We start from the raw sequence: 12,592 nt of genomic DNA on the forward strand, positions 1-12,592 counted from the left end.
ACCGCCCTGGATATGACGGAGTCGCCCGCCATGGACATGCGCATCGACCGCCCCAGCGCCGGCGCCATCCTGAGCGTCGAGGACCTGACCGTGTCATTCGACGGCTTTCGCGCCGTCGACGGCCTGAGCCTGAGCGTGGCGCAGGACGAGCTGCGCGTCATCATCGGCCCCAATGGCGCGGGCAAGACCACCCTGCTGGACATCATCTGCGGCAAGACGCGGCCGTCCGCCGGCCGCGTCATGTTCGAAGGCCGCGACCTGGTGCGCATGGCCGAGTTCGACATCGTGCGCGCCGGCGTTGGCCGCAAGTTCCAGACGCCGTCGGTGTACGAGGACCTGACGGTGCTGGAGAACTTCGAGATTTCGCTGCCGAACGCGCATGGCGTTATCCGCTCGCTGCGCTTTCGGCGCAGCGGCGAGGTGCGCGCCCGCATCGAGGCGATGGCGGCACAGGTGTTCCTGGCCGACCGGCTGTTGGAAAAGGCCGGTCGCCTGAGCCACGGCCAGAAGCAGTGGCTGGAGATCGGCATGCTGCTGATGCAGGCGCCGCGCCTGCTGCTGCTGGACGAACCGGTGGCCGGCATGAGCCTGCGCGAGCGCGAACAGACCGCCGAGCTGCTGGCGCGCATCGCGCGCGGCAAGTCGGTGGTGGTGATCGAGCACGACATGGATTTCGTCAAGCGCATCGCCCACAAGGTCACCGTGCTGCACCAGGGCCGCCTGCTGAGCGAGGGCAGCGTGGCCGAGGTGCAGGCCGATCCGCGCGTGCTCGACGTGTACCTCGGCCATTGACAGGGAGAACTCCGTGTTCCGCATCGACAAACTGAATGTGAGCTATGGCGAGTCGCACGTCATCCATGACGTGAGCTTCGAGGTGGCGCCGGGCGAATCGGTGGCCATCATGGGCCGCAACGGCATGGGCAAGACCACCTTGCTCAAGGCGCTGATCGGCATGCTGCGCTCCGGTTCGGGCAGCATCCGGCTCGACGACGCCGAGTTGGCGGGGATGGAGAGCTACCAGCGGGTGCGCAACGGCCTGGCCTTCGTGCCGCAGGGGCGCATGATCTTCCCGTTCCTGACCGTCGAACAGAACATCATGGCCGGCGCCGAACGCAGCGGGCTGAAGGCGGTGCCGGACTACCTGTACCGCTTCTTCCCGGTGCTGCAGGAGATGCGCCGGCGCAAGGGCGGCAACCTGTCGGGCGGGCAACAGCAGCAGCTGGCGATCGCCCGCGCGCTGATCTCCAACCCGCGCGTGCTGATCCTGGACGAGCCCACCGAGGGCATCCAGCCTTCCATCATCAAGGACATCGCGCGGGCGCTGAACGCGCTGCGCGAGGAGCGCGGCTTCGCCATCGTCGTCTCCGAACAGATGCTGGGTTTCGCGCTGGACCTGGCCGATCGCTTCCTGGTGATCGACCGGGGCCGCATCGTGCACGAGGCCGGCCGGGCCGGCGTGGACCAGGACAAGATCAGGTCTTTCCTGACGGTATGACCGTCAACCAACGAGGAGCATTGTCATGAGACACGGAGATATCTCCAGCAGCAACGATTGCGTGGGCGTGGCCGTCGTGAACTACAAGATGCCGCGCCTGCATACCAAGGCCGAGGTGATGGACAACGCCCGCAAGATCGCCGACATGGTGGTGGGCATGAAGCGCGGCCTGCCCGGCATGGACCTGGTCATCTTCCCCGAGTACTCGACCCACGGCATCATGTACGACGCCAAGGAGATGTACGACACCGCCGCGGCCATTCCGGGCGAAGAGACCGCGGTGTTCGCCGAGGCCTGCCGCCGCGCCAACGTCTGGGGCGTGTTCTCGCTGACCGGCGAGCGCCACGAGGAACATCCCAACAAGGCGCCCTACAACACGCTGATCCTGATGAACAACCAGGGCGAGATCGTGCAGAAGTACCGCAAGATCATGCCGTGGGTGCCGATCGAGGGCTGGTATCCGGGCGATTGCACCTACGTGTCAGAAGGCCCCAAGGGCCTGAAGATCAGCCTCATCATCTGCGACGACGGCAACTATCCGGAGATCTGGCGCGACTGCGCCATGCGCGGGGCCGAACTGATCGTGCGCTGCCAGGGCTACATGTATCCGGCCAAGGACCAGCAGGTGATGGTGTCCAAGGCCATGGCGTGGATGAACAACGTCTACGTGGCGGTGGCCAACGCGGCGGGGTTCGACGGCGTCTATTCCTATTTCGGCCACTCCGCCATCATCGGCTTCGACGGCCGCACGCTGGGCGAATGCGGCGAAGAGGAAATGGGCATCCAGTACGCCGAGCTGTCGACCAGCCTGATCCGCGACGCGCGCAAGAACATGCAGTCGCAGAACCACCTGTTCAAGCTGGTGCACCGCGGCTACACCGGCAAGATCAACTCCGGCGAGGAAGCCACCGGCGTCGCCGCCTGCCCCTACAACTTCTACGCCAACTGGATCAACGACCCGGAGGGCACGCGCAAGCAGGTCGAGTCGTTCACGCGCTCGACCGTGGGCACGCCGGAATGCCCGATGGACGGCATTCCCAACGAGGCGCCGCAGCACCGCTAGTTCCCTTTCGTTCTCCAGGTCCGGCCGCGCGCCGGCCGGACCGCTGCACAGGATCCGCACCGTGGCCGCTCCGCTCGACTCCTACCGGATTGCGCAAGAACCGTACTACCGCCCCAGCGGCCGCGAGGCCGAGCTGTACGCGCATGCCTATGCGCACCGGCTGCCGCTGATCCTGAAAGGCCCCACCGGCTGCGGCAAGACGCGCTTCGTGGAATACATGGCCTGGAAGCTCGGCCGGCCGCTGGTGACGCTGGCCTGCAATGAGGACATGACCGCCTCCGACCTGGTCGGCCGCTACCTGCTGGACGCCGACGGCACCGCCTGGCACGACGGCCCGCTGACGCTGGCGGTGCGCCACGGCGGCATCTGCTACCTGGATGAAGTGGTCGAGGCGCGCCAGGACACCACGGTGGTGATCCACCCGCTGACCGACGCGCGCCGCATCCTGCCGCTGGACAAGAAGGGCGAGGTGGTCCACGCGCATCCCGATTTCCAGCTGGTGGTGTCGTACAACCCCGGCTACCAGAGCAGCGCCAAGGACCTCAAGCCGTCCACGCGCCAGCGCTTCGTCGCGCTGGACTTCGACTATCCCGATGCCGAGCACGAAACCGCCATCGTGGCGCACGAGGCCGGCATCGACGCCGGCCTGGCGCGCCAGCTGGTGCGCATCGCCCACGGCTCGCGTGAACTCAAGCACCATGGCCTGGACGAAGGCGTGTCGACCCGCATGCTGATTTATGCCGGCGTGCTGATCCGCGATGGCGTCAGTCCTGCCGAGAGCTGCGACATGACCATGACGCGCGCCCTGACCGATGATCCCGACATGGCGGCGGCGTTGCGGGCGCTGATCGACGCCAACCTGGAATGACGATGCGCGGCCTGTATTCGCCGGGGGAAGGAGAGGGCGCGGCGGTCGCCCGCGTGCGTTCGGCGGCGCCGGATCCCGCCCAACCCGCATTGTCGTGGCTGCTCAGCAGCCTGGCCGGTCATGCCATGACGGTCGAGCTGATGGACCCGGAGGCCGCCGGCACGCCGCCGCGGCCCGTGCTGACGGCCACGCATCTATTGCTGCCGGCGGCGCGCGCCGGGCAGAAGGCGGACGGCGCGGCATCCGCCGCCGCCAGGGCGAACGCCGATGCCGCGGGCACGCTGCGCCGCGCCGCCGTGGCGCACGCGGCCGCGCACCTGCTGTATTCGCCCGCCTCCCAGCCGGTCGCCAGTCTCAAGCCGATGGGCCTGGCGGTGGTGTCCGCCATCGAGGACACCCGCGTTGAACGCGTGCTGGCGGCGCTGTATCCCGGCGTGCGGCGCTGGTTCCGCCCGTTCATCCCGCCGCCGCCCGATCCGACCGACCTGGGCTTCACCGCGCTGGCGCGGCGCATGTGCCGCCTGCTGATGGACCCCGCGCTGCGCGATGACAACCATTGGGTCAACAAGGCGCGCGACCTGTTCGAGGCGCAGGCCGCCGCCGACCTGGCGGATGTCGCCGCGTTCCGCCGGTTGGCCTCGCTGCTGGCCAACGACCTGGGGCAGATGCGGGTGCGCTTCAATCCGCTGCAGTACGTGGTGCCGGTGGCCTACCGCGACGACAACAGCTACCTGTGGGACTACGGCGAGGCGGTCGAGCCGCCGCCCGAGCTGGCCCTGGGCAGCCAGGGCGCGGCGCCACAATCGCGCGAGGCGGCGCCCGACGATGCCCAGGCGGCGTCGGACGAGGACGCCGAACTGGGCCGCTACTACTATCCCGAATGGGACTACCGGCTGACGCGCAGCCGACCGGACTGGTGCACCGTGATCGAACGCCTGCCCGGCTGGCGCGCCGACGCGCCGTTGCTGGCGGGGTTGCGCCAGCCGCGGCTGGTGCTGCCGCGTTCGCGGCGCCTTGACCGCGCGCGGCGCCTGCGGCGCCAATGGGAAGGCGATGACATCGACCTGAACGCGGCCATCGAAGTCATGATCGACCGCCGCCTCGACCTGGCGCCGGATGCGCGCTTTTTTCAGCGGCCGGGCAGCCAGCCCGGCGTCTGTAGCACGCTGGTGCTGCTGGACCTGTCAGCCTCGGCCAACGACCCCGCGCCGCGGGACGGCGCCACCGTGCTCGACCTGGAAAAACGCGCCGCCGCGCTGCTGGTGGGCGCGGTGGCCGGAAACGGCGACCGCATCGCGGTGCACGGCTTCTGCTCCGACACGCGGGCGGCGGTGCACTACTACCGCCTGCTGGACGCCGGCGTCGCGCCGACCGCAGCGGCGCTGGGCCGCATCGCGGCGGTCCGGGCCCGCTATTCCACGCGCCTGGGCGCGGCGCTGCGCCATGCGGGCGAGCTGGCGCTGCGCGCGCCCGGCGAACGCCGCGCCCTGATCGTCGTCACCGACGGCGTGCCGTCGGATATCGACGTGCACGATCCGCGCTATCTGGTGGAAGACGCCCGCGAAGCGGTGCTGGCGCTGCGCCGCCGCGGCCTGCGGGTGCAGTGCGTGGCGCTGGACGCGAAAGCCGAACCCCAGCTGCGGGCGATGTTCGGATTCCGTGGCTACCGCATCGTGCTGAACGCGGCCGCGTTGCCAGCGGCGCTGGCCCATGGCTACGGCCGCGCCACGCTCGGCTGACCCCCAGGAATCCACGTGTTGACGCCGCGCGCGCCTATGCTGAAACTGATCACCTCGACCGATTGACCTCTGTGCGGCGGTTCCTCCGATCATGGCAAACAAAGATCCTATCCGCGTGGGCGTGTTGTTCTCTGAAACGGGGGCCACATCGACCATAGGCCGTTCCCAGTTGCAAGGCACGCTCCTGGCGATCGACGAGATCAACGAGGCCGGCGGCGTCGACGGGCGCGAGATCGTGCCGGTGCGCTACGACCCGCGCTCCGACCCGGCCACCTACAGCGTGCTGGCCGAACGGCTGATCACCCAGGACCGCGTCAACGTCATCTTCGGCTGCTACATGTCCAGCAGCCGCAAGGCGGTGCTGCCGGTGGTCGAGAAATGGAACCGGCTGCTGTTCTACCCGACGCTGTACGAAGGCTTCGAGTTCTCCAACAACATCATCTATACCGGCGCCGCGCCCAACCAGAACAGCGTGCAGCTGGCGGAATTCATGACCGCCAACTTCGGCGCCCGCGTCTACCTGATCGGCTCGGACTACATCTATCCCTACGAATCCAACCGCATCATGCGCGAGCTGGTGCTGCAACGCCAGGACAGCGCCAAGCTGGGCGAGCGCTACGTGCCGCTGAACGCGACCGAGCGCGACTACCGCGAAATCCTCGACGACATCCGCAACAAGCGGCCGGACTTCATTTTTTCCACCGTGGTGGGCAATTCCACCGCCTGCCTGTACCGCGCCTACGCCGACGCCGGCTTCGATCCCAAGACCATGCCGATCGCCAGCCTGACCACCTCCGAGGCCGAGATTTCGCAGATGGAGCCCGAGGTGGCGGCGGGGCATTTCACGTCGGCGCCGTATTTCCAATCGATCGATTCCGAGGTCAACCACCGCTGCCTGGAACGGCTGCGGCGGCGTTTCGGCCAGGGCTGCGTGCCCAACCTGTGCTGGGAAGCCGCCTACTTCCAGATGCACATCTTCGCCAACGCCTACCGCGACACCGGCACCGACGAAATCGCGCAGATCCTGCCGCGCGTGCTGCAAAGCGAATTCCAGGCGCCGCAGGGCCGCGTGCGCATCGATCCCACCAACCACCACACCTGCCTTTATCCGCGGGTGGGGCGGGTCAACGGCAAGGGGCAGTTCACCATCGTGCGCGAAGCCACGCGGCCGGTGCACCCCGATCCGTACCTGGTCACCCATTCGCTGGGCGACTGGACGGCGACCCTGAGCTCGCTGGAGATCTGACGGTGGAGCCGGCAAGCCGCCTGCGCGTGATGCGCGCGACGCCCTCGTTGCTGAAGGACCTGCGCACCCTGCGCATCGCCGTCTACCATCCGGACGACGCCGATGGCAGGCAGCTGACGCAGCAACTGCAACGCATCGGTTGCCAGGTGCAGACCTTCTGGCCGCCGGCGCCGACGCTGCCCGAAGGGCTGGACGTGGTGTTCCTGGCGGTGCGGCCGGACGTCATCGACCTGGGTTTCGAATGGGCCAAGAGCGACGAGGCGCCGATGGTCATCGCCATCGTCACCTACGAGAACCCGACCATCGTCGAAGCGGTGTTGCGCATCGGCGCCAAGGCGGTGCTGCCGTCGCCGGTGCGATCGTTCGGCCTGTTGTCGACGCTGGTGGTGGCGCGGCAGGTCTACGACGATATCAAGTCGCACGCGCGCCGCCTGCGCAAGCTCGAAGGCAAGCTGCTGGGCGCGCGCCGCATCGCCGAAGCCAAGGGCATCCTGATGCGCACGCGCAACGTGACCGAGGGCCAGGCCTACGACCTGATCCGCGAACAGGCCATGAACAAACGCGTCACCACCGAGGAAATCGCCGGCGCCATCGTCAACGCCAACGAGATCCTCTCGCTCGGGAAATAGCGTTCAGTACTTGCCGGTCAGCAGTTCGCCGGCGTCGGGCACGCGCGTCTCCAGGTCCAGCACCTTGAGCATGCGGTAGACCGTGGCCGCGGCAGCCGTCACCACCGGCAGGCCCAGGCGGTCCTGCACCGGCTGGATCGACGCCAGCGACGGCATCTGCACGCAGGCCGACAGCACCACGGCGTCGACGCCGCGCGTATCCAGGCGCTCGACATGGCTGGCGGGCGCCATCGGATCCTGCGCGCCCACCTTCAGGTTGTCGGCGATCTCCAGCGACAGGCTGTCGTGCACTTCGATGCCTTCGTGCTCGATGTAGTCCACCACCAGCTTGGTCAGCGGCTTCATGTAGGGGGTCAGGATGGCGACCTTGCGCGCGCCGATGGCATGCAGGCCTTCGACCAGCGCGCCGGCGCTGGAAACGATGGGCGCGGGCGCGCCGTTGTCCACGGTGGCCTGATGCAGCCGTTCCTGCGAGGCGCGGTGGTAGCCCAGGCCCTGCGCCATGATGGCCACCAGGCAGGCATAGCCCAGCACGTCGACGCGGGCGTCCGACAGTTCCTGCGCGCAGCGGTCGGATTCGCGGTCCATCGAGGCCAGCTCGGCCGCCGTCACCTGCTTCATGCGCATGCGGCTGGAGTGGAAGGTGAAGCGTTCGGGCGCGATGGTCTCGCGCCGGCGCAGCATGGCGGGGATCTCCGTTTCCATGGTGGTGTTGGAACTGGGAACGATCTGGCCGATGCGCAGGACGCGGGGCGACTGGGTCATGGCGGGTCTCCGGTAGGCGTTGTCTGCGCCCGATTGGCGCGCAAACAATTCTGCTCGCCGCGAACGATAGTTTCCAATATAGTTTTTGTCTGGTTTCATATCTTTTGCAAATCATTGGCCGCCATGGAAATCCGCCAACTCCGTTATTTCGCCGTGCTGGCCGAAGAACTCAACTTCACCCGCGCTGCCGCCCGGCTGCATATCTCGCAGCCGCCGCTGAGCCTGCAGATCGCCCAGCTCGAGCGCGAGCTGGAGGTCAAGCTGTTCGACCGCACCAACCGCCGGGTGGCCTTGACCGAGGCCGGCGCGGCGTTCCTGAATGACGTGCGCGCCACGCTCGCGGGCCTGAAGGACGCCACGGTGCGGGTGCGCGCGGTGGACCAGGGCAGGGCGGGGCGGGTCGAGATCGGCCTGTCCGGTTCGCATTTCATGGGGCCGGTGCCGGCGCTGATCGCGCGCCATGCTGCCAGCCATCCACAGGTCTCGGTGCTGCTCAACGAGATGAACCCGGCGGCGCAGCTGGAGGCGCTGCGCGGCCACCGCATCGACGTCAGCATCTCGCGCACCGCGGTCGACGATGACGAACTGCAATCGTTGGCGCTGTGGTCCGATCCGGTGGTGGCGGCGCTGCCCGCCGGCCATCGCCTGGCGGGGCGCAAGCGCCTGGCCCTGGCCGACCTGGCGCGCGACGCATTCGTGATGCTGCGCACGGACACCTCGGCGTTCGCCCGCGAGCTGGCCGACACCTGCGCCCGCGCCGGCCTGGCGCAGTCGGTGGCGCAGCGCGTGGCCGAAGTGCCGGCGCAACTGGCGCTGGTGGCGGCAGGGCTGGGCGTGGCGCTGGTGCCGCAGTCGACCTGCGGTCACTTCGGCGCGCGCATCGCGGTGTGCGCGCTGCCGGCCGCGGTGGGCAGCGGCACGGTCTACGCGGTCACGCGGCGCGACGACGGCAACCGCGCGCTGCGGGCGTTCCTGCGCACGGCGGCGCAGATGGCGGCCCGCTGACATGGCGAGCGCGGCGCGCTCTTTTGCGCAGGCGAAGCCGCTCCTCCAGATTCCGGAATAGGCATTTCGCGGCGTCGCGGCCACACTCTTTCGCACAAGACGATCCGCACCAGGATCTCGCAGGGAGACAAGCATGCCGCACCCGCAACGCTGGCTGGCCGCCGGCGCGCTGTTGTTCGCCATGGCGGGGCCCGCCGTGGCGGCGTGGCCCGAACGGCCTCTCACCCTCATCGTGCCGGCGTCGCCCGGCGGCACCACCGACATCGCGGCGCGCCTGATCGCCGACAAGCTGGCCGCGAAGCTGGGCCAGCAGGTCATCGTCGAGAACCGCGCCGGCGCCGCCGGCATCATCGGCGCGCAGACCCTGGCGCGCGCCAGGCCCGACGGCTACACGCTGCTGATGGGCAATATCGGTCCCAATGCCATCAACTACGCGCTCTACAAGACCTTGCCCTACAAGCCGGCCGACTTCGCGCCGGTGACGCGGGTGATTTCCGTGCCCAACGTGCTGGTGGTCAACGAGGCCTCGCCCGCGCGCAGCGTGGCCGACCTGCTGGCGCTGGCGAAGAAGGATCCGGGCCAGGTGTCGTTCGGCAGCTCGGGCAGCGGCCAGTCGCCGCACCTGTCGGCGGAACTGTTCAAGCAGCGCGCCGGCATCGGCGGCACTCACGTGCCCTACAAGGGCGCGGGCCCCGCGGTGGCCGCGCTGCTTGGGCAGCAGTTCACTTTCATGATCGACAACCTGCCCAGCTCCATGCCCTACATCCAGTCGGGCAAGCTGCGCGCATTGGCCGTCACCAGCGACCGGCGCCTGGCGGAATTGCCCGACGTGCCCACCATGGCCGAAGCTGGCGTGCCCGACATGGTGGTCACCGCCTGGTTCGGCCTGGTGGCGCCGGCCGGCACGCCCGCCGCCGTCATCGACGCGCTTTATGCCGCCACCCGCGACGTGGTGCGCAGCCCCGACGTCGCCGAGCGTTTTCGCGCCATGGGCGGGCAGGCCGGCGGCGACACGCCGGCCGAGTTCGCCGCCTTCATCGACCAGGAACGCGTCCGCTGGAAGCGGATCGTGGACGCCGCCGGCATCGTCCAGGAGCAATAAGTGATCGACAAGATTCAGGCCTGCATGATGGACGCCGTGGCCGTCATTCCCGATGGCGCCAGCGTGCTGGTGGGCGGCTTCGGCGAAGCCGGCGTGCCATACGAGCTGCTGCACTGCCTGGCGGAACTGGGCCGGCGCGACCTGACCATCATTGCCAACAACGCCGGCACCTTTGACCGCGGCATCGCCGCGCTGCTCGATCGCCGCCAGGTGCGCAAGATCATCTGCTCGCATCCGCGCCCGCCCAATTCCGAGGCCTTCGCCCGCGCCTTCCGCGCCGGCGAAGTGGAACTGGAATGCGTGCCGCAAGGCACGCTGGCCGAACGCCTGCGCGCGGCCGGCGCGGGCCTGGGGCCGTTCTACACGCCCACCGGCTACGGCACCGAGCTGGCGCAAGGACGCCGCCAGGAGGTGATCGACGGCGTCGGCTACGTGCTGGAACAGCCGCTGCGCGGCGACTACGCGCTGATCCGCGCGCACCAGGGCGACCGCTGGGGCAACCTGATGTACCGCCACGCCGCGCGCAATTTCAACCCCGTGATGTGCATGGCCGCCGGCCACGCCATCGCCCAGGTCGACGAGGTCGTGCCGCTGGGCGCCTTCGCGCCCGAGCACATCATGACGCCCGGCCTGTTCGTGAAAACCGTGGTGCGGGTGGAGACCTGAAATGCCGACGATCACGCCCATGACCCGCCAGCAGGTCGCGCAATTGCTGGCCGGCGACATCCCGGATGGCTCGGTGGTCAACCTCGGCATCGGCATGCCGACCCTGGTCGGCGACTACCTGCCGCCCGACAAGGACATCCTCTTGCACAGCGAGAACGGCATCACCGGCATGGGGCCCGCCGCGGCCGGCGACGCCGTCGATCCGGACCTCATCAACGCCAGCCGCCAGCCCATCACGCTGCTGCCCGGCGCCTCCATCACCGAACACACCGTGTCGTTCGCCATGATGCGCGGCGGCCACCTGGACTACGCCGTGCTCGGCGCCTTCCAGGTGTCGGAACGCGGCGACCTGGCCAACTGGAAGACCGATGCCGCCGACGCCATCCCCGCCGTGGGCGGCGCCATGGACCTGGCCGTCGGCGCGCGCCAGGTGCTGGCCATGATGGAACACCGCGGCCGCGACGGCGCGCCCAAGATCCTGCGCCAATGCCGCTACCCGCTTACCGGCGCCGGCGTGGTCACGCGCATCTACACCGACCTGGCCGTGATCGACGTCACGTCCGCGGGCCTGCGCGTGCACGCCATGCTGCAAGGCGTCAGCGCCGAGGCGCTGCAGGCCGCCACCGAAGCGCCCCTGCGGTTTACCGACACGCCATCGGTCATCGCGCTCGATGCCGCCGGCGCGCCGCGCTACGTCAGGGGCTGAGGCAACCCGCCCTGTCCGAGCCATCCCGGAGTCCGCCATGCACCGTCCCGTCCTAGCCGTCCTGGCAACCGCCAGCCTGTTGTTTGCCGCGGCGACCACCGTCCGCGCACAGCCCGCGGCGGCGGCACCCGCCGGCGCCTATCCCGACAAGCCGATTACGCTGCTGATCCCGTACCCGCCCGGCGGCAGCGCCGACATGCTGGCCCGCCCGCTGGGCGCGGCCTTGCAAAAGAAGTGGAACCAGCCCGTGGTGCTGGAGTACAAGCCGGGCGCCGGCGGCGCCATCGCCTCGGCCCAGTTGGCCCGCGCCAGGCCCGACGGCTACACCCTGCTGATGGTCCTGGCCGCCCACACCATCAACCCCAGCCTCTATCCCTCGCTGCCCTACGACACCCGGCGCGACTTCGCCCCGGTCTCGCTGGTCGCGACCCTGCCCATGCTGGTCTCGGCGCCGCTGTCCACGCCGGCGAACAACATCCCCGAACTCATCGCCTACGCTAGGCAGCACCCCGGCAAGCTCAGCTTCGCCTCCGCCGGCAACGGCAATACCAGCCACCTGGCCGCCGAGATCTTCAAGCACCGCACCGGCGCCGACATGCTGCACGTTCCCTACAAAGGCAGCGGCCCTGCTGTCGTCGCGTTGCTGGGCGGCGAGGTCTCGCTGATGTTCGACAGCATCTCCACCTCGCTCCCCCAAGTGCAGTCCGGCAAGCTCAAGGCCCTGGCCGTCACCGGCGAACACCGCTCCCCCTTGCTGCCCAACGTCCCCACCGTCGCCGAAGCCGTCCCCGGCTTCGTCATCAACGGCTGGTACGGCATCCTGGCCCCCGCCAACACGCCACCCGCCATCCTCGACACCCTCAGCAGCGCCATCGCCGCCGCCATCAACACCCCCGACCTGAAGGCCCAGCTGAACAGCTACGGCTACGAAACCGTAGGCTCCACTCCCGCCGCCTTCGTCGACCACATCAACAAGGAACTCGACACCTGGAAACAAGCCGTCGAAGTCTCCGGCGCGAAGTTGAACTGACCCGGCAGGGCGCTTCGCGCCCACCGTGTGCAACCGGAAAAGTCACTGTAGGTTCAAGCGAGACAGCCCCCTCAAGACCCGCATACCCGAGAAAACGCTCGCGCAAGACGCAAATCCTCGCATACGCGACAGCGCCCTCATCGCGACGCAAGACACCGCGTAAGCCGCAAAAGGCCGCCCGCGCGGCCGCTTGCGGCGGGCCCCGCAAGACCCTCCCACCCCACACCTAGACGGCAAAAACGCCAAGCAAAAAGCCCGCCCCAGCAACGGCCGTTAAG

At 68.8% G+C, this 12,592-nt stretch carries 13 protein-coding genes; 12 read left to right on the forward strand and 1 reads right to left on the reverse strand.

Going from position 1 to position 12,592, the window contains the following annotated elements:
* Positions 1 to 30 precede the first annotated feature (30 nt).
* From urtD to DK459_RS09330, 7 genes are all read left to right on the forward strand, one after another.
* Complete coding sequence (urtD, locus tag DK459_RS09300) at positions 31 to 792, forward strand: urea ABC transporter ATP-binding protein UrtD (protein WP_370445594.1); 762 nt, start codon at positions 31 to 33, stop codon at positions 790 to 792.
* A 13-nt stretch (positions 793 to 805) separates the two neighbouring features.
* The gene (gene urtE, locus DK459_RS09305) at positions 806 to 1,495 is read left to right on the forward strand and encodes an urea ABC transporter ATP-binding subunit UrtE (protein ID WP_024067533.1); all 690 of its coding nucleotides are present in this window, start codon (positions 806 to 808) and stop codon (positions 1,493 to 1,495) included.
* Between the two features lie 25 nt (positions 1,496 to 1,520).
* The gene (locus tag DK459_RS09310; RefSeq protein WP_024067534.1) at positions 1,521 to 2,558 is read left to right on the forward strand and encodes an aliphatic amidase; all 1,038 of its coding nucleotides are present in this window, start codon (positions 1,521 to 1,523) and stop codon (positions 2,556 to 2,558) included.
* 61 nt (positions 2,559 to 2,619) lie between these two features.
* A complete protein-coding gene (locus DK459_RS09315) occupies positions 2,620 to 3,426 on the forward strand; it encodes a CbbQ/NirQ/NorQ/GpvN family protein (protein ID WP_006386750.1) in 807 nt (268 codons plus the stop codon).
* Positions 3,427 to 3,428: 2 nt separating this feature from the next.
* The gene (locus DK459_RS09320) at positions 3,429 to 5,165 is read left to right on the forward strand and encodes a nitric oxide reductase activation protein NorD (protein WP_233256786.1); all 1,737 of its coding nucleotides are present in this window, start codon (positions 3,429 to 3,431) and stop codon (positions 5,163 to 5,165) included.
* A 91-nt stretch (positions 5,166 to 5,256) separates the two neighbouring features.
* Positions 5,257 to 6,411 carry a transporter substrate-binding domain-containing protein gene (locus tag DK459_RS09325; RefSeq protein ID WP_006386752.1) on the forward strand — a complete coding sequence of 385 codons (1,155 nt, stop codon included), beginning with the start codon at positions 5,257 to 5,259 and terminating at the stop codon, positions 6,409 to 6,411.
* A gap of 29 nt (positions 6,412 to 6,440) precedes the next feature.
* Positions 6,441 to 7,040: an ANTAR domain-containing response regulator gene (locus DK459_RS09330; RefSeq protein ID WP_080564252.1), complete on the forward strand. Its 600-nt coding sequence runs from the start codon at positions 6,441 to 6,443 to the stop codon at positions 7,038 to 7,040.
* 3 nt (positions 7,041 to 7,043) lie between these two features.
* Here DK459_RS09330 and DK459_RS09335 read toward each other — a convergent pair whose 3' ends face one another.
* Entirely contained in the window at positions 7,044 to 7,805 is a 762-nt protein-coding gene (locus DK459_RS09335) for an aspartate/glutamate racemase family protein (RefSeq protein WP_006392519.1), read from the reverse strand.
* A 123-nt stretch (positions 7,806 to 7,928) separates the two neighbouring features.
* Here DK459_RS09335 and DK459_RS09340 point away from each other — a divergent pair, with 123 nt between their 5' ends.
* The 5 genes from DK459_RS09340 to DK459_RS09360 all read left to right on the forward strand — a co-directional run bounded on the left by DK459_RS09340 (position 7,929) and on the right by DK459_RS09360 (position 12,314).
* On the forward strand, positions 7,929 to 8,810 hold the full coding sequence (locus DK459_RS09340) for a LysR substrate-binding domain-containing protein (RefSeq protein ID WP_024067539.1): 882 nt from the start codon (positions 7,929 to 7,931) through the stop codon (positions 8,808 to 8,810).
* Between the two features lie 133 nt (positions 8,811 to 8,943).
* Positions 8,944 to 9,912, forward strand: a complete 969-nt coding sequence (locus DK459_RS09345) for a tripartite tricarboxylate transporter substrate binding protein (protein ID WP_049053900.1) — start codon at positions 8,944 to 8,946, stop codon at positions 9,910 to 9,912.
* Positions 9,913 to 10,578: a 3-oxoacid CoA-transferase subunit A gene (locus tag DK459_RS09350; RefSeq protein WP_110134654.1), complete on the forward strand. Its 666-nt coding sequence runs from the start codon at positions 9,913 to 9,915 to the stop codon at positions 10,576 to 10,578.
* Between the two features lies 1 nt (position 10,579).
* Positions 10,580 to 11,284, forward strand: coding sequence for a 3-oxoacid CoA-transferase subunit B (locus tag DK459_RS09355; protein ID WP_006386758.1), 705 nt, complete (start codon positions 10,580 to 10,582; stop codon positions 11,282 to 11,284).
* Positions 11,285 to 11,321: 37 nt separating this feature from the next.
* Positions 11,322 to 12,314 (forward strand): tripartite tricarboxylate transporter substrate binding protein, encoded by a 993-nt coding sequence (locus DK459_RS09360; protein ID WP_024067543.1) that lies wholly within the window; start codon positions 11,322 to 11,324, stop codon positions 12,312 to 12,314.
* The last annotated feature ends 278 nt before the right edge of the window (positions 12,315 to 12,592 follow it).

Origin of the sequence: Achromobacter sp. RW408 (genome assembly GCF_003184165.1) — a bacterium.
Classification (GTDB): domain Bacteria; phylum Pseudomonadota; class Gammaproteobacteria; order Burkholderiales; family Burkholderiaceae_B; genus Achromobacter; species Achromobacter xylosoxidans.